The sequence below is a fragment of the Microbulbifer elongatus genome, from assembly GCF_021165935.1.
Lineage (GTDB): Bacteria > Pseudomonadota > Gammaproteobacteria > Pseudomonadales > Cellvibrionaceae > Microbulbifer > Microbulbifer elongatus.
Genome location: NZ_CP088953.1, coordinates 1,393,274 through 1,409,952 on the forward strand (window position 1 = coordinate 1,393,274; position 16,679 = coordinate 1,409,952).

The following is a 16,679-nucleotide window of genomic DNA, read 5'->3' on the forward strand; positions in this document are numbered from 1 at the left end:
TTCCCTGTGGTTTCTGAATCATTGTGGTACCTGTGTCACGGTTCGTTACAGGACGAGCGCCACAGAATCCACAGAAAGCCGATGCGCGGGCAAACCCCGGCGAGGTATTCGCATCCAAGATAAGTCTAAAAACAACACTCAGTAGAACAGCGAGTTCAACACGTCGGGGAGCGAACAATGGCCGATCTGGTAATCCTCGCGGCGCCGGGCATGGGTGCCGTGAACGAAGACTTTGCGGAGCCCCTGTTCCAGGCACTCAAATCCGCCCTGGGGGACGACTGGTCCCGCATCCATACCGAGTCCATTCTCTGTCAGGGGCACCTGCAGCCCAACCTCGAGCGCGTATTCGACGCCATGCAAAAGCGCGACATGGACTACCTGCGGGCGCGCAAATTCATGCTCTACGGCCTCTCCGAAGCCGCCACCCAGCTCAGTGACATCCATCAGCGCGGCGGTAACTACGACAAAACCCAGCAGGCCATCTACCAGACCTTCGAACGCGCCGCCAAAGCCACCAGTGACAACGCCCCGGTCATCCTGCTCAGTCACTCCATCGGTTGCAGCATCCTCTCCAACTACCTGTGGGACGCCCAGCGCCCCACCATCAGCCACGGCATCTGGCGCGATGGCGGCCCCAAAGGCGTCCACAAAGCCTCCGCCAAAGACCTCTTCCTGCGCGGCAAAACCCTCACCCACTGGTACACCCTCGGCGCCAGCAACCCCCTCTGGACCGCTGCCATGGCCCGCGACCAGATTCAGGCCGTCACCTCAGACACCCGCGGTTACAACTTCCGCTGGAAGAACTTCTACCACCCCGACGACCTCTTCGGCTGGCCCCTCAAGCCCCTGAGCCCCTCCTATAACCAGGCCGTGTACCGGGACTACGAGACCCGCCCCCTGGCCGATTGGACCGCCGCCAGCTGGGGCCCGCAGCTGGTCTCCCACGATGGCTACTGGCAGAGTGAGCTGGTGCAGAAGAGTCTGATTGAGGATGTGAGAGAGGTTTTGAAGAAATCCTCTGCGCGCAGGCCGAGTCCCATGCAACGGGCGACGGCGGCGGCAATTTAGCACTCTGAAACCCGAATAGAAGGTGGCGATAGCGGGTAAGGGTCTGTGAGACGTTGATTCTCTTCGCTCACCCTGCGGGCGCCTTCGGCGTCCAAAACTGCGTTTTGTCACCGCCATGGATGGCGGTGCAGAGCCCCAGGGATGGGTTCACCGCGTGTCTCACAGACCCTTACCCGCTAGCGGCACCGCCACTTAACGAGCTACGAAGTACCCCGGACCACCTTAGCCGGATAAGTCCACCAGCGTTATACTCGGCACCGAAGACAAACTAGGTACTCCCATGGCTCTGCAATTTCACTCGGTTCCCGTCACGCCCTTCCAGCAAAACTGCACCCTACTGTGGTGCGACCAGAGCAAGCGCGCGGCCGTCGTAGACCCGGGTGGCGATGTCGACAACATCCTCGCCGCCGTGAAAGAACGCGGCCTGAAACTGGAGAAGGTCCTCCTCACCCACGGCCACCTCGACCACGTCGGCGGCACCAAACCCCTGTCCCGGGACCTCCAGATCCCCGTCGAAGGCCCCCAGCAGGCAGACCAGTTCTGGATCGAACAGATCGCCACCCAGGCCCAGATGTTCGGCTTCCCCCCGGTGGAAACCTTCACCCCCGACCGCTGGCTCAACGATGGCGACACCGTCACCGTCGCCGACGAAGTGCTCGAAGTGGTGCACTGCCCCGGCCACACCCCCGGCCACGTCATCTTCTTTCACCGGGACAGCAACCTGGCCCTGGTGGGCGACGTCCTGTTTGCCGGCTCCATCGGCCGCACCGACTTCCCCATGAGCAATCATCAGGACCTTATCGACTCCATCACCAAAAAACTCTGGCCCCTCGGCGACGCAGTAAAATTCATTCCCGGCCACGGCCCCATGTCCACCTTCGGCCAGGAGCGCCAGACCAACCCGTTTGTCGCCGACAAGCGTTTCGGTTGATTCAGTATGCATTCACCCTCGGGAGTGCTAAATGAAGCTCTGAATACTTATGGTGGCAGCGCTGCCACCGGGTGCAAACTCGTGAGACACGAGCTAGGCGCCCCCCCGATAACCCATCCATGGGGGGGGCTTCTAAAACGTCCCTGTTTTAGAAGGTCTCACGAGTTTGCACCCGGCGTCAGCGCTTTCGCATCGGCTCTAATGCTTTCGGTCACAGGTCGGTTATGAAACTCTGGAAATTACTCGCACTTCTCTCAATCCCCACAGCCCTGGCCCTAACCAGCGGCTGCGCGGTGATTTCCGAAAACGAATGCCAGGCCGGCCTCTGGTACGAGCGGGGTATCGAAGATGGCGCACGCGGCCGCAGCCAGGCCACGGTCTACCAGATCGCGCAGAAGTGTCACGAATACGGTGTGCGTACCGATACCGCCGCCTGGATGCGCGGTCATGAAGAGGGGGTTGAACAGTATTGCACCCCGGAAAATGGTTTTGTGGTCGGGCGCCGCGGACGCGACTATGAAGGCGTCTGCACCGGCCCCACCGCCGACCTGTTCCTCGCCAATTACGAGCGCGGCCTTGCGGTTTACCAGGCCGAGCAGCAGTACGCGGCCCTGGCCAATCGCTATGAAGATGCGGAGCGCGAGGTGTATCGGATAGAGCGCGCCATGGACGATGCGGAAAGCAAGGAAGAGCTGCGTGCATTGCGCAGCCAGCGGCGCGGCCTGCTGCGGGAAATGCGCTACCTGGAAGCTGAGATGATGCGCTTTGGTGGTTTTGGTGCTTTTAACCCGCTGTTGTTTTATTGATATTCGTCGGCAACTTTTGTCACGATGAATAGTAAAAGGTGATTCCATGGCCATCTGGCACAGCAATCCTACGGTCGACGAAGTAAACCAGAGCATGGGCAACTGCATGCCCACGTACCTGGGGATGAAGATTACCGAGATCGGGGACGATTATATTGTCGGCACTATGCCCGTCGAAGATCGCACCCGCCAGCCGTTCGGGATTCTCCACGGCGGTGCCAGTGTGGCGCTGGCGGAGACCCTGGGCTCCATGGCTGCCAATATGGTGGTGGATACCAGCAAGCATTACTGTGTGGGTCAGGAGATCAATGCCAACCACCTGCGCCCGGTACCGGATGGCACTGTGACGGCAAAAGCGAGCGCGGTTCACATTGGCCGCAGCAGCCAGGTGTGGGAAATTCGTATCCACGATCCCCGCGGCAAACTCAATTGTATTTCCCGCATCACCATGGCGGTGGTGCCGGTGCCTTCCACTTGAATGTTGATGTGATTGTTTATTTGCCGTGACCGGGGATCTGTTTACTTTTGAGGATGTGTCCTACCGCCTGGCCCGCTCACCACGTCGCAAGCGGCTGGGGCTGGTGGTCACGGATAAGGGCGCGGAAGTGCGGATTCCCCAGCGCTGCGCGGAGCGTCACGGGCACCAGTTTCTACGCGAAAATATCCACTGGGTGCGGGAGCAGTTGCGCGGTGTGGCGCAGCGCAAGGCACAGGTGCCGGAGCATCATTTTGCGTTTGGTGCACGCTTCCCGTGGCTCGGAAAAACCCTCGAGCTGGACCGCGCCGCCTGCGCGGCGGATGCGGGCATTCGCGACGGTTATATCCAGCTTTACAGCCGTGTGCGCGAACCGGATGAGGCTCAGATTCAGGCTGCGCTACAGAAACTCTACCAGCGCGAAGCCCTGCAACTCCTCACGGACAAATCCCAATATTTCGCCGGTCTGCTGGGGCTTAGATTTTCTTCGGTAAAAGTCCGCCGCACCCGCAGCAAGTGGGGGCACTGCACCATCCGTGGAGAACTGCAATATAACTGGCTGGTATGCCTGGCCCCCGAGCCTGTTGTGGATTACCTGGTGATTCACGAGGTCTGCCATCTTCAACACCACAATCACAGCCGGGAATTCTGGGCGTTGGTCGCGAGTCTTTGTCCGGACTACAAACGGTTGCGGCGGTGGCTTAAGGAGAACGGCCACACTTTACAGCTGTAGTGGTGGGCCCGAGGTTTCGTGGTATCGGTGCTTCGGTTCCGGTTTAGTGGCGCCGGAGCACTGGGGAATAGTTTTTGGAACCGCTGTGAATACGTCCATGTACGCTGCGTCGCAAACGTCCCTGTTTGCGACGCTTCCAAAAACTATTCCCCAGCACTCCGGCTTATCCCGGGCTTTTTTACTTCGTAGTTTGTTGCGAAGTAATACGGTTCGAACTGAAGGAAAAGTGCCGGGTGCGGGTTTTCAGGAGCGTCGCAAACAGGATGTTTGCGCCGCAGCGCCCAGGGATGGGTTCACAGCGGTCCTGAAAACCCGCACCCGGTGCTTTGCCGCCACGGCAGGAATAACTGGGTACCACAAAGCCTGAACCAATACATCCCAGCGCAAGTTTCTACTTATCCCGCCCAATCTGGCGTAAACTCCCCAAATCATTTTTAAGGCAAGCCGGTATGGAATTCGAACCTCTCGGAGACGACTTTGAGGAAAACTGCGCCCGCTTTCTGCCCGAGGCAGTAGAGCAGGGCTGTGTGTGGGCATTAGAAGGGGAAGAGGGCTTCGCCCTGTGTGAATCGGAGCGTCGTGCCGATACTGACGTGATGCCCTTCTGGTCCCAGCGGGAGTTTGCCGAAGCGCATATCGCCGACGACTGGGCCGGCTACCAGGTGGTCCCCGTCGACCTCGAAGAATTTATGGACGACTGGCTCGAGGGCATGCACGAAGACGTCCTCCTCGTCGGCATCAACTGGAACGATGAAATGGAAGGGGAGGAGATCGAGCCTCTCGATCTGCTGGAACAGCTGGAGCAGGAACTCGACTGACAGGCCCTCCGGGTTCAGGAGCTCCTGCTCAAAAACCAAACAAAAATAACCCGGCGACAATTGCACTGAACTGCGCCAAACGTCGGAAACAAATCTCCAACAGGAGGTCTGAGATGAGTCAGTTTTCAGGGGTACAGAGCGTCATCTACGGCGTCAGTAATCTGGAAGAAGCCAAAGCGTGGTATACCACCCTGCTGGAAGTGGAGCCCTACTTTGAAGCCGAGTGCTACGTCGGCTTCAATGTGGGCGGCTTCGAACTGGGGTTGGACCCCAACGCGCGCAACGTGATCAGCCGTGCCGATGGCGTGGTCGCCTACTGGGGAGTTGCGGATATTGCCGCCCAGGTCGAACGTATGAATGGTCTGGGGGCGCGCCAGCACGGCGAGATTGTCGATGTGGGGGAGGGCATATTGATGGCCAGTTTCCTCGATCCATTCGGCAATGTGTTTGGACTCATCCAGAATCCACACTTTAAACTGACGTCTACATCCACCCAGGACCCGTCTGACTGAGACCGAGTGCAGTAATGGAGCCGTAAACGTGAGCAAGCCCCCCGCCAACCGATTCCGCCCCTCCGACCAGGGCTTTGCCGCTGAAAGCCTGGCCCAGATTGGTCGCGGCTATGTGGTACCGGACCGGGTGGCGCTGATTACCGGCTGCTCCAGTGGCATCGGCCGCGAACTCGCCCTTGCCCTGCACGCCCGTGGCACCATCGTCATCGCCACCGCGCGGCGCGCGGAAAGCCTGCAGGAACTGGCCGACCTCGGCATCGCTACCGAATCCCTCGACGTCAACAACCAGGCGGATATCAACCGCGTGGTGCACGCCATCAAGACCGCCTACGGCCGCCTCGATATTCTGGTGAACAATGCAGGCTACGGTCAGATGGGGCCGTTGCTGGAGCTGGATACCCGTGTGCTGGAGGCCCAGTTCCGCACCAACGTGTTTGCCCCCATGGCCCTGGCCCGGGCCTGTGCACCGCTGCTCAAATCCCGCCGCCATGGCGTGATCTGCAATATTGGCTCCGTTTCCGGCGTCCTGCCCACCCCGTTTTCCGGGGCCTATTGCGCGTCCAAGTCTGCACTGCATACTCTGTCCGACGTACTGCGGCTGGAGCTGAAGCCCTTCGGCATCCGTGTGGTCACCGTGCAACCGGGGGCGATCGCCTCCGAGTTCGGGCGCCACGCGGAAACCTCCCTGCGCGGCCTGCTGGCCCCGGACTCCTGGTACAAACGCAGTGAAGACCAGGTGCGCGCCCGCGCTGTCGAATCCCAACAGAACGCCACCCTCGCCCGGGATCTGGCCAAGTCCCTTGCCGCCGAGCTGTTGCGTAAGCGTCCCGCCAGCCTACTCAGAATCGGCAACAAAAGCCGGCTGCTGCCCTGGGTCGCCCGCTGGCTACCCCGCTGGCTGCGGGACCGCATGCTGTCGAAGCGCTTTGGGCTGAAGCGGCTGCAGCTTTCTAATCAGTAGCTTCATAGTCTATAGAGTGGCACCTAGTCAGAATCGAAGGCACTGACGCCGGGTAAAGGTTTGCGAGACCTTCCGCGAGAGGGACCTCGCGGAAGAGCCCCCATGGATGGGGTCACGGCGTGTCTCGCAAACCTTTACCCGGTGGCAGGGCGCCACCTGCTTCTTACGAAGTCCTCCCGCCATAAATCCACTATGTTTGTGCATAGCCCAACGATTTTCCTCGGGCCGAATTAGCGCTGGAATTTTTTCCCCCTATGGCTCTCGACCAGATAACTATTCTCGCCATCCTGGCGGTCACCATCGTCCTGTTTATCTGGGGCCCCTGGCGCCACGATATGGTGGCCCTGGCTTCCCTGCTCGCCTGCGTGTTTACCGGGTTGATCGAACCGGGGGAGGCGTTTACCGGCTTTGGCCATCCGGCCGTGGTGACCGTGGCCTGCGTACTGATATTGAGTCGCGGGTTGCAGAATACCGGGGCCATGGATGCGCTGGCCCAGAAAGTCGTTCCCAGGCGGGGCGGCATCACCCTCGCCATCGCGGCCCTATGCGCCCTCGGCGCGGCCATGTCCGGGTTTATGAACAATGTGGGGGCCATGGCGCTGCTGATGCCGGTGGCCACCGATCTCGCCGACCGCCACGATGTGCCGCCGGGCAAAGTACTGATGCCCCTGTCCTTTGGCACCATTCTGGGGGGGATGACCACCTTGATCGGCACACCGCCGAATCTGATTGTCTCGAGTTTTCGCGCCAGCAGCGGCGCCGGCAGTTACGGCATGTTCGATTTCACGCCGGTCGGCGTGGTAGTGGCGCTGGTGGGTGTTGTCTTCGTATCGCTGATTGGCTGGCGCCTGGTGCCGGCGCGCAATCAGGCGGGAGCGGGCACCTTTGATACCGGGACCTATCTCACGGAGGCCCTGGTGGGGGAAAAGAGTCCTTCCATCGGCAAGTCGCTGGCGGAGCTGGTCAAAATGATTGGCGACGAGGATGCCCAGGTCATCGGTCTGGTTTACAACAATGCCCGGGTATCTACCGCCATGCCGGGGCTGCGGGTGCGGGCCGGGGATATTCTGGTGATCGAAGCGGAGCCGGAGGCGCTGTCGTCGGTCCTGTCGAGCCTCGGGTTGACGCTGGCGGCGGATCCACAGAATGAGGACGACGCCGCGGTGGACACGACGGCGCTGGTACCGGAAACGGAGAAGCCGGAGGGAGACCGGGGGGATCGTCCGCCACTGGCGGAGCAGAATATGGCGTCTGGTGCCCGGGAGATTGTCGAGATTGACGACGTAGAAATCCCGCCAGAGCTTGCCGCGGATGCCGGCGCCGGCAATCAGGGGGATACGGAAGGCAAGGAAAAGGGCGCCAAGAAAGAGGGCGATGAGAAGCGGGGTCGGGAAAAGGCCGATCTTGCCCTGCGCGAACTGGTGGTGCTGCCGGATTCCTACCTGATCGGTCGCACCGCGGAGAACCTGCGGCTGGCGGGGCGGTACGAAATCAACCTGCTGGCGCTGTCTCGACAAGGGCGTCGCTCGGTAAAGCGTCTGCGCTCGACGGCGCTCAAGGGGGGGGATGCGTTGCTGATGATGGGGACTGAGGAGAATCTGTCCAACTTTGCCAAGGAGCAACGCTGTGTGCCTCTGGCGCAGCGGGATATCACAATCCCCAATAAGGAAAAGGCCTATGTGGCGCTGATCGGGATGGCGTTGGCGGTGGCCGGAGCGGCGTTCGGGTTGCTGCCTGCAGCAATTTCGTTTGCCACCTGTGTGCTGGCTTTTATGGCGCTCAAGGTGGTGCCCATCCGCAGTATCTACGAGGCGGTGGATGGTTCGGTGATTGTGTTGCTGGGGGCATTGATTTCGGTGGCTGCGGTGATGGATTCCACGGGGGCGGCGGATGTGGTGGCGAAGTCGATGCTGGACAATCTGGCCCAGGGCAATCCGGTGTTTGCGCTGGTGCTGATTCTGGTGGTGACCATGACGCTGTCGGACTTTATGAACAATGCGGCGACGGCGGCGGTGATGTGTGCGATTGCGCTGAGTGCGGCGGCGCAGTTGGATGTGAATCCGGACAGCTTCCTGATGGCGGTGGCGATTGGCGCGTCCTGTGCGTTTCTGACCCCGGTGGGCCACCAGAACAATACGTTGATTCTGGGCCCGGGCGGTTTCAAATTCGGTGACTACTGGCCCATGGGCTTACCTATGGAAATTCTGGTGGTCGCTGTCTCGGTACCTATGTTGCTGTGGGTCTGGCCGCTCTGAACCTTCGGGAGTGGCGGTCCCGCCACCGGGTAAGCCTTTGCAAGACACGAGCTAGGCGCCCCCCCGATAACCCATCCATGGGGGCTCTTCCACGAGGTCCCTCTCGCGGAAGGTCTTGCAAAGGCTTACCCGGCAGCGGGACCTTCGCGTCTAGCCGCGTTTATCATCATGCAACATCATCATCCGGCGACTGCACCAGATCCGCCAGATATTCCCCGCAAAACCGCAGCGCATCGGTTACCGTAACAATCCCCGCCAGCTCTCCTTCCTTCATCACCAGTACCGAGCCAATACCAGTTTCCGCCATGGCCAGCAGGATCTTGTCGAGCGGGTCGTGGATATCGGTGATATAGGGGCGGCGGGCGCAGAGGTCGCGGACGTAGAGTTGCTGTTCTTCCAGGCGGTGGCCGGGTGAGCGGGCGCGCTCGATGTCGCTGCGTGAAATGACAGTTTCCAGGTCGCCGTCCTTGGTGACGGGGAGGTGGTGGACGCTGTGTTCTTCCATCAGGGCTTCGGCGTCTTCGATGGGGGCGTCGATGTCGATATGGTAGGGGAATGGCGTCATCAGGGCGGCCATTGTGGGCATATGGTGGATGTCGCGGATTTTGCTCATGTAAACCCTTCCTCACTCCTTGTTCCGGTACCGCTTGCCGTTGCGGGCGCTGTCAGCACAAGGATAGATCAGTGGTGTGGCAGGTCGGGGAGGAATGGCGGGTGGATGTGAGGCTTTACGGGTTTAATGATCCAAATGGTATCTGTGATTCATCGAATAGGCGTTGGCTATTTATAAACAACCCAGTATTATGCGCGGCCTTGGCGATGGGTCGGATATGGGTGTATATGCCCTGTACGAGCTAAATCCCCGAGACAAATCTGTATACAGACACTTGAATTACCGGGATTCGGTATTATTAAGTGCTGTGTTTCGGATTTAAAAATACTATTTGCCTGATTTCTTTTACTAATCGACTGTCTGGAAGTATTCGGCGGTGATTGGTGGAAATGCCCATGTGTGGTTTTGATATGGCTGGCAGGTAATATGGATATATCACAGTAAACTTGTTTACACGCCGGAAGGCGATGTCAGATATGTGGTCGGCGTCGTATTTGAGTGAAGAAATGTAAATGGGTTTGCATTCCCGCGAAATATAAGTCTCAGCCCGGGCATATTGGCGCTCTGGGCGAATTGCTTATTAGGCGTATATCGTGCGGCTCTTGGCCGTGCATTTCGCAGAATTAAATCACTATCAAAGCACTAAACCGCAATATATATCGAGGCTCACGTATATATGTTCCAAGATTACGATCAAATTGAACAACAAATTGCCGAACACCAGGCCAAAATTGAAGAGCTGCAGGAGCAGATGGCCAAGGCAGAGCGCAAGAAGCAGGGCGTTATTGCCTTTGATAAGGCGCTGGTGAATCTGGCTGCCGAATACGAAATGGAAGAAGAAGAGTTTTTCCCCGCCCGTGGCGAGATGATTGTGGATTGGCTGGTGGGCCAGCTGGACAACGACGACGCGCCCGATTTCGTCCGCTCTCTGAAGGCGCGTGTCGCCCGTCACCTCAAGCGTGAGGGCACTGCGCCGCGCCGCGCGACGCGCAAGGCTGCGAGCGGTAAGCCCGCCGAACCCAAGCTGGAAACCGGCCACTATCGCAACCCCTATACCAATGCCACCATCGAGAAGAAGAAGCGCAACCCCAAGCAGTTGAATCAATGGGTGGCCGAGCACGGTCTGGAAAAAGTGCAGTCCTGGAAGATCTGATCCCCAGCGACCGCGTGACCGATAAAAAACCCCCGGTAGTCCCAGCTGCCGGGGGTTTTTTGTTGCGACGCCGGCGGACTCCCGCTGGCGGTGCGATCCTTGTGGTGGGCGGGTGCGGCCACAGCGGTCAGGCGAAACCTTTGATTGGGCGTCAATTGGCGGATTCAGGCGCACACCTGTGCTCGTTACCCCGGGATATCGGCAATACTTTTTCGAGGTGCACATTCTGTTTGCCTGATCCGCTGTTGAACGAGGAGTACCCTGTGCCCAAAAGGCTCGTGTTACCGGGTGTCGATTCCCTGCGCATCCCATTGCTCGCCGGGATGCAACTGGTCCTGTGCCTGTGCTTGGTGGGCTGCGATTTCAGCAGTGATTCCGGCAGTATTGCACCCAACGCAAACTCCTCCAGCAGCTCCGGTGGCTCCCGTGGGTCCAGCTCCAGCAGCTCGGGGGGGAGTGGCGCGGAAATGACCGGTGTGTTTCTCCATGGACAGGTACAGGGCCTCTATTACGAGACCCCCAGCTTTTCCGGCCTGACCGACGCGGATGGTCGCTACCGGTACCGCGAAGGTGAAGAAATCCGCTTCGCGCTCGGTGGCATTGAACTTGGCACCGCGCTCGGTGCGCCGGAGCTGACACCATTTCATTTGGGCGGTGGCGACCCGCTGACCGATGAAGCCGACCTGCGTGCTGCCCTGGAGGACCACCAGCGGGTGGATGCGCTGGATATCGCCACCAATATGATGCGCCTGTTTATGATCCTCGACCGGGATCAGGACCCTGCCAATGGCATCGATCTGAGTGAATGGGATGCGGAGCTGCAGGATTATCGTATAGATCTGGCGTTTGATCTCTATGCGTTTCCCTACCGTCGCGGGCTGGACTCTCTGCCAGCGATCAAAAGCCGTTTCGACATCCGCTACCAGCTGCCGCTGGATGCGCCGCTGTTATACCTGTATGACATCCTCGGCATCGTGGTGCCGATACTGGTACCGCTGGAAGAGAACCGCGATGTCCAGGATAACGGCACCATCGAACAGCGTCTGCTCTGGTGGTATACGGACCTGGGGCTGCCGCGGGAAATACGCTACACCCTGCTGCCCGAAGAAACCGACCGCTGGCAGGAGCGCGTCGATTATCGGTATGACGACCTCGGCCGTGTGGTTTTCCTGCGGCGGCAAACGGATACCAACGAGGACGGCAGCGTCGATTTTTTTTATACCTCCGAGCGCTTTTATAACGACAACAACTTTCTGGTGGAAGTACTGGAGCAGGACGGTCGGCTGGTCGAGGAAGAGCGGCGGCGATACACCTTCGACTATGACGACGGCAGTAATCTGGTGCTGTTTCTGTTCGAACAGGACGCAAATTTCAATGGTGTGATCGATACCATTTTCGCGGTGGAAAGCCTGTACAACGACGATGGCCTGCTACGCTGGCGGGAAGCGGAAACGGACCTCAACGCCAATGGTGTGATCGAGCGTCGCCTGCGCTTCGAGTATTTCTACAACGACGATGGCCACCCCCTGGAAGTGGTGGAAACCGAAGACGATGGCGCCTCTCTGCGCGCCGACGGCATTGTTGATCGCCGCCGTGACGTAGCCTACCGCTACGGCAGCAATGAGCGCCTGTTACGGGAAACCGTGCGTCTTGACGACAACGGCGATGGCCAGGTCGACCGTATCAATACCTATGAGTTTTTCTATCGCTCCGATGGCCGCCTGTACCGGCAGGAATGGACATTTGATGTGGATGCCGATGGCAATCCCAACAGCCGGCGGACGTTTGAGTACCGGTATAATTCCAGTGACCTGCTGTTTCGCGTCGAAATGACGCTGGACAATGACGACGACGGCATTGCGGAAGCCCGTGAGGTCACCGACTACCTCTACAACGATCGCGGCCAGCTCCGGGAAACCACCATCGAGACGTTCAACGGCGCCGACGAACGCCAGGGATTACTGAGTATCGTGCGTCGTTATGGTCGGCGGGGGGAGTTGGTGGACTGGTACCGGGAGGGTGAGGGCGTTACCGGGACGACCAATACACCAATTCGTCTCGGCTGGCGCTATCGGGAAATCGACGACGGACTGCGCTACCTGGTCCACCACTTCCGCTACCGGCAGCCCGCATTTGTCGAGCAGGGTATCACCGATATCAATTTCCCCTGTGTGGATTACCGCTTCGCCGAAGGGGGGCCCCGCTGTGCGATCAGCTGGCCACTGCAGTGGAAACTGGAGTGGGAGGTTTTCTGGAAAGCGCCGGGTATCAATCAGGGTGCGCCGGTGGTAATCCGGCCCTGAGAAGCGGCCTGGACCGGCTTAGAACCGCAGCTGTAAATCCGCATACACACTGCGCGGCTCACCGATAAAGTAGCGGTCGCCTCCACCGAGGCTGCTGTAATCCGCGCGCTCGGCATAATCCACATTCATCAGATTCTCGATGCGCAGCCCGACAGAGGTATGCGCACCGAGAGTCTGCCGTGCGCGCAGGTGCAGCAGCTGGTGCCCCCCATAGCGGTGCGCGTTTTCGATATCGGTGTAATAGCCACCGGTGTACTGCCAGTGCAAACCTAGCTGTGAGGACTGCGCAGGTTGCCAGGACAGGTTCACACTGTGCAACGCGCGTGGGGCGGTATCGATATCGTTGCCATCGGTTTCAATCACTCCGGACCCCGGCTCGCTGACGTCATTGGTGTACTGGTGCCGTGCCAGGGTACCGGCGGCGCCCAATTGCCAGTTGTCAGCCAGTCGCCACAGCCACTCGTATTCCACGCCGAAGTGGCGACTTTCTCCATCGCTCAGGTTGAGTCGGTCGGAGGACTGGAATACGACGTCGGACTTCTCCATATAAAAGCCGGTCAGACTGTAGCGGAAGTCATCGCTGCTGTGCTTCAGGCTGATTTCCAGACTGTCGATGGCCTCGGAGTCCAGGTCTGCCACCAGCTGGCCGTTTTGCAGGCGGTACAGCTCGGTCGCCTGGGGCGCACGGAAACCGTGGGCGAGGCGCAGGGCGCCGGTGGTTCGGTCGCTGAAGGACTGGACCAGACTGGCATTCAATGACAGGTTGCTGAAAGTGTCCTGGCGGTCGTCCGGGCGTGAGTAGCGGCAACCGATGGCGCCGGTAAACCCGTTAATGCACAGTTCGCCGCTGTCGGTTGTGTCACCACCAATCATGCGGTTGTTGTAATCGTATCGCAGGTGTTCACCCCGGGCGCCGAGTGTGCCCCGCAGAGACTCCCCCAGCGGCTGTTCAACCTGGCTGAATGCGGCAACCACCAGCGCGGATACGGTGTAGTCGTAGTGTTTGCCCGCCGGGAAGGAAGAAAAGCCCCCCTCCTGGGTTTGGCGCAACCAGCCGTCGGTATACTCGAGGTCGATGCCACTGATCCATTGCACAGAGTCGGCGGCACCGTGATGCAATGCCGATTGCACGCCCAGACCACTCTGCCCGTTTTCCTCCAGTGGCGTGCCTGGTAGAAAATGCATCAGGAAGGTCATATCCGTATGGCGCACGTAGGGTGTGATCTGCAGCAGGTTGCCGTTGCCCAGGGTTTTTTCCAGTCGCACCTGAGCGCGGGCGGACTGGCTGTCGCGAAAGGCTTCCGGGTTGGGGTTCTCCCGCTTGCGGTCCGGGTCTTTGTAGGCATCTTTCCCAGAGACATAACCTGCGGTTTCCTGATTCAGGTTGCTGGCATTCACCAGTGCCTGATACTCCCACCCCTGCCAATTGCCGTCGCTGCGCAGTTGCAGCTTTTGCTGGTCGAAGCCGGAGTCGTCCTTATAGCCGCCATCCCGAGCGCCGCTAAAGCCAATGCGCAGTCCCCCCTCGTCGTTCCCGCTGCTGTGATCCAATTCTAGGCGTCGGTAATTGTTGGCACCGCCTTCAACGCTCATGCTGGACTCACTTCCATTGACCGGTGCTGCACTCAGCACATTGATCACGCCGTGCTGGGCATCGGATCCATACAGTACGGAACCGGGCCCGCGCAAAACCTCTATGCGTCCGGCTTGCTCGAAGTTGGTGTCGAACAGTTGATTGACGTTGCAGAAGCCGGTACCGCGTACCGGTACGCCATCCTGAGTGATGGCGAACGCACCGCAACTACCGGCTCCGGTCAGTACGGGGGAACGCACGGCAATCAGGCTTTCCTGGCCATTGCCGCGGTGGATCGCCACGCCGGGTATTGTGCTCAGGGCTTGGCTCGGGTGGATGGCACTGGCCGATTCCAGTGTGTCCAGGCTGACCGTGGATAGTGATTCTGCCTGTGAATCGACCGGCCGCTCAGTGCGGCTTGCGGTAACCACCACTTGCTCGAGAGTTTGTCTCTCCCCTGCCGGGGGCACGGGTGGGGCAAGCAGAAGGGCAAAGAGGGTAGGCGGTATGATAAGTGCTGACATCAGAATCCGGTATAAAGAGAGGATTTAGCGCGCATTGTTCGGTAGAGGAGTATGGTACCGATGTGTGCCTATTCCGAACAGGTATTGTTCCGATGTTATTGCTCTTTCACTTCATCGACCGGCGGGTGCGCAGCACACCAATGGCGGCGACTGTTGTCGCCTCTATTTGTGTTGCCACGCAATCCCGATTTCCGATTGCTTCTTAGCGCTCGTCAGAGTGCCCGCTGAAATTCTGGCGCAATTTTTCTCCTGGTGCCCAACAGATAGATCGCAGCAGAAATACCGGATGTCACTAGCGCAAACAGGCCAATTTCCAGCTGGCGCTCGTGACTGATCAGCGCAATCAACATCAGCAGCAGAGCACATAATCCCATTGCAACAGCGACCACCCGCGCGGGCAGGTCGCTGGCCACAGTCCCCGCATTGCTGGTGGCGTTCTTGGAGGTGTCTGGTCTCCAGCCGGGCGTACCGTTTCGATCAATGACAAAAGTGAAAAGGGCGAGCGCTGACAGGGGGACCAGAATCCCGATGCCCAGCTCGATCACTGCCGAGTGCTTAGTCAACCAAGCCAATGCTGACGGGCTGATAGACCCATCGGCCGGCAGCGACAATAACCATTTGAATGCGCCGCCGATTGCGAAGGTGAGCAACACACAGCTCCACACCGCCCGGGCGGATAGCCGTCGTGAAAAAATACCCCACACGGTTGGTGCAAACAGGGGGCCCACCATCAGGCTCGTGACACTGACAATCACTTTTTCCGCTCCGCCCAGGTAGGGAATTGAAATGGCGACCGCAATCAGCAGTAGACCGATTAGCAGAGTGATCCAGCGTCCAACGGTGACCAGATTGCCTGAGCCTCCACGTCGCTCCATAAGAGGGCGGTAGAAATTTTCAGTAAATACGCCGGCAAATACATTGAGCTGGGAGCTTGCCAGACTGGCGGTCGCAGAGAACATCGCAGCAATCAGCAATCCGACCAGCCCCGCAGGTAACACGGAAAGACAGGCGGCAATGTAGGCCTGCTCCGGGTCCGTGCTGGGATCAATGACGCGGTACAGCATGGGCGGCATCAGCCAGACAAGCGGGCTTACAAGATACAGAATGCCAAACAGATAAGCGCTCTTACGGGCTTCTTTTGCGCTGGGGACGCTGATGAAACGCTGCGCGAATGCCCAGTCGGCGCCCACCATAAAGAAATGTATACACACCCAGCCCATCAGGAAGTAGAGACTGTAGCCCTCGCTGACGGGCGCGAAGAATTGCGCCGGTGCCTGCTCGATAAAGGTGCCTACCCCTCCGATGGCCTGTAGCATAAAAACCAATACGAAAAGCACTGAAAGGTTCAGGACAATAAACTGAAGGACGTCGGTCATGAGTACCGCCCACAGCCCGCCTGCCATGGTGTAAATGATGACCACCAGGCCGAAGGCAAGAATCGCCCATTCGACGGCGAGATTTCCGGTATTCGGGTCCCGGAATGGGTTGCCTTCGGGCAGGGGCATTAAGGCAACCAGAATGATACTGAGCGCATAGAGTGCAACACCTGTGCCTACAATCCGGTAAACGAGCATTGCCCATGTGTACAGTTGTACGACGCTTTTACCAAAGCGCAGCGCTATGTACTCAGCGGGTGTATCAACGCCCATGGTCTTCCAGCGCCCAGCGACAAAATAACCGGCAGCCAAGGCGGCGATGCCGTAGCACAGATTAATGGACACAGCGACCATGCCATATTTATAGGCGATGCCCCCCCACACCACGAAAGTACCGGCGGAAAACATGGTCATAAAACCGCTGAGCCCGGAGACCCACCAGGGCGCCTGCCCGCCCGCGGCAAACATGTCCTGCGCGCTCCGGTTACGCTTCGCGTAGAACACGCCAATCAGCACAATGCCCAGCATGTAGGCGGCCAGAACCCAGTAATCCAGTAGTGCCAAAATCTTTTCTCCCG

At 59.1% G+C, this 16,679-nt stretch carries 14 protein-coding genes; 11 read left to right on the forward strand and 3 right to left on the reverse strand.

Going from position 1 to position 16,679, the window contains the following annotated elements; all coding sequences use genetic code 11:
- Positions 1–177 precede the first annotated feature (177 nt).
- The 9 genes from LRR79_RS05640 to LRR79_RS05680 all read left to right on the forward strand — a co-directional run bounded on the left by LRR79_RS05640 (position 178) and on the right by LRR79_RS05680 (position 8,559).
- Positions 178–1,068: a hypothetical protein gene (locus LRR79_RS05640; protein WP_231759427.1), complete on the forward strand. Its 891-nt coding sequence runs from the start codon at positions 178–180 to the stop codon at positions 1,066–1,068.
- A 280-nt stretch (positions 1,069–1,348) separates the two neighbouring features.
- Positions 1,349–1,999, forward strand: a complete 651-nt coding sequence (locus LRR79_RS05645) for an MBL fold metallo-hydrolase (protein ID WP_269455103.1) — start codon at positions 1,349–1,351, stop codon at positions 1,997–1,999.
- A gap of 224 nt (positions 2,000–2,223) precedes the next feature.
- A complete protein-coding gene (locus LRR79_RS05650; RefSeq protein WP_231759428.1) occupies positions 2,224–2,805 on the forward strand; it encodes a DUF2799 domain-containing protein in 582 nt (193 codons plus the stop codon).
- A 46-nt stretch (positions 2,806–2,851) separates the two neighbouring features.
- Complete coding sequence (locus tag LRR79_RS05655) at positions 2,852–3,283, forward strand: hotdog fold thioesterase (protein ID WP_231759429.1); 432 nt, start codon at positions 2,852–2,854, stop codon at positions 3,281–3,283.
- 25 nt (positions 3,284–3,308) lie between these two features.
- Positions 3,309–4,013 (forward strand): M48 family metallopeptidase, encoded by a 705-nt coding sequence (locus tag LRR79_RS05660; protein WP_231759430.1) that lies wholly within the window; start codon positions 3,309–3,311, stop codon positions 4,011–4,013.
- 449 nt (positions 4,014–4,462) lie between these two features.
- Positions 4,463–4,831 (forward strand): DUF2750 domain-containing protein, encoded by a 369-nt coding sequence (locus tag LRR79_RS05665; RefSeq protein ID WP_231759431.1) that lies wholly within the window; start codon positions 4,463–4,465, stop codon positions 4,829–4,831.
- Positions 4,832–4,944: 113 nt separating this feature from the next.
- On the forward strand, positions 4,945–5,343 hold the full coding sequence (locus LRR79_RS05670; protein WP_231759432.1) for a VOC family protein: 399 nt from the start codon (positions 4,945–4,947) through the stop codon (positions 5,341–5,343).
- 28 nt (positions 5,344–5,371) lie between these two features.
- Complete coding sequence (locus LRR79_RS05675; RefSeq protein WP_231759433.1) at positions 5,372–6,304, forward strand: SDR family oxidoreductase; 933 nt, start codon at positions 5,372–5,374, stop codon at positions 6,302–6,304.
- Positions 6,305–6,558: 254 nt separating this feature from the next.
- Positions 6,559–8,559 carry an SLC13 family permease gene (locus LRR79_RS05680; protein ID WP_231759434.1) on the forward strand — a complete coding sequence of 667 codons (2,001 nt, stop codon included), beginning with the start codon at positions 6,559–6,561 and terminating at the stop codon, positions 8,557–8,559.
- A gap of 166 nt (positions 8,560–8,725) precedes the next feature.
- Here LRR79_RS05680 and LRR79_RS05685 read toward each other — a convergent pair whose 3' ends face one another.
- Positions 8,726–9,172, reverse strand: coding sequence for a CBS domain-containing protein (locus LRR79_RS05685; protein ID WP_231759435.1), 447 nt, complete (start codon positions 9,170–9,172; stop codon positions 8,726–8,728).
- Positions 9,173–9,848: 676 nt separating this feature from the next.
- Here LRR79_RS05685 and LRR79_RS05690 point away from each other — a divergent pair.
- Together LRR79_RS05690 and LRR79_RS05695 are read left to right on the forward strand one after the other, a co-directional pair.
- A complete protein-coding gene (locus LRR79_RS05690) occupies positions 9,849–10,325 on the forward strand; it encodes a hypothetical protein (RefSeq protein ID WP_231759436.1) in 477 nt (158 codons plus the stop codon).
- 263 nt (positions 10,326–10,588) lie between these two features.
- A complete protein-coding gene (locus LRR79_RS05695; RefSeq protein ID WP_231759437.1) occupies positions 10,589–12,628 on the forward strand; it encodes a hypothetical protein in 2,040 nt (679 codons plus the stop codon).
- Positions 12,629–12,646: 18 nt separating this feature from the next.
- On the opposite strand, the gene LRR79_RS05700 is transcribed toward LRR79_RS05695, so the two are convergent.
- Positions 12,647–14,632: a TonB-dependent receptor gene (locus LRR79_RS05700; protein ID WP_231759438.1), complete on the reverse strand. Its 1,986-nt coding sequence runs from the start codon at positions 14,630–14,632 to the stop codon at positions 12,647–12,649.
- Positions 14,633–14,937: 305 nt separating this feature from the next.
- Positions 14,938–16,629, reverse strand: a complete 1,692-nt coding sequence (locus tag LRR79_RS05705) for a sodium:solute symporter family transporter (protein WP_231759439.1) — start codon at positions 16,627–16,629, stop codon at positions 14,938–14,940.
- Positions 16,630–16,679 lie beyond the last annotated feature (50 nt).

What these genes read in the sequence shown, in the direction of transcription:
- LRR79_RS05640 (WP_231759427.1), top strand. Translation starts at nt 178, where the DNA reads ATGGCCGATCTGGTAATCCTCGCGGCGCCGGGCATGGGTGCCGTGAAC.
- LRR79_RS05645 (WP_269455103.1), top strand. Translation starts at nt 1,349, where the DNA reads ATGGCTCTGCAATTTCACTCGGTTCCCGTCACGCCCTTCCAGCAAAAC.
- LRR79_RS05650 (WP_231759428.1), top strand. Translation starts at nt 2,224, where the DNA reads ATGAAACTCTGGAAATTACTCGCACTTCTCTCAATCCCCACAGCCCTG.
- LRR79_RS05655 (WP_231759429.1), top strand. Translation starts at nt 2,852, where the DNA reads ATGGCCATCTGGCACAGCAATCCTACGGTCGACGAAGTAAACCAGAGC.
- LRR79_RS05665 (WP_231759431.1), top strand. Translation starts at nt 4,463, where the DNA reads ATGGAATTCGAACCTCTCGGAGACGACTTTGAGGAAAACTGCGCCCGC.
- LRR79_RS05670 (WP_231759432.1), top strand. Translation starts at nt 4,945, where the DNA reads ATGAGTCAGTTTTCAGGGGTACAGAGCGTCATCTACGGCGTCAGTAAT.
- LRR79_RS05680 (WP_231759434.1), top strand. Translation starts at nt 6,559, where the DNA reads ATGGCTCTCGACCAGATAACTATTCTCGCCATCCTGGCGGTCACCATC.
- LRR79_RS05685 (WP_231759435.1), bottom strand. Translation starts at nt 9,172, where the DNA reads ATGAGCAAAATCCGCGACATCCACCATATGCCCACAATGGCCGCCCTG.
- LRR79_RS05690 (WP_231759436.1), top strand. Translation starts at nt 9,849, where the DNA reads ATGTTCCAAGATTACGATCAAATTGAACAACAAATTGCCGAACACCAG.
- LRR79_RS05705 (WP_231759439.1), bottom strand. Translation starts at nt 16,629, where the DNA reads ATGCTGGGCATTGTGCTGATTGGCGTGTTCTACGCGAAGCGTAACCGG.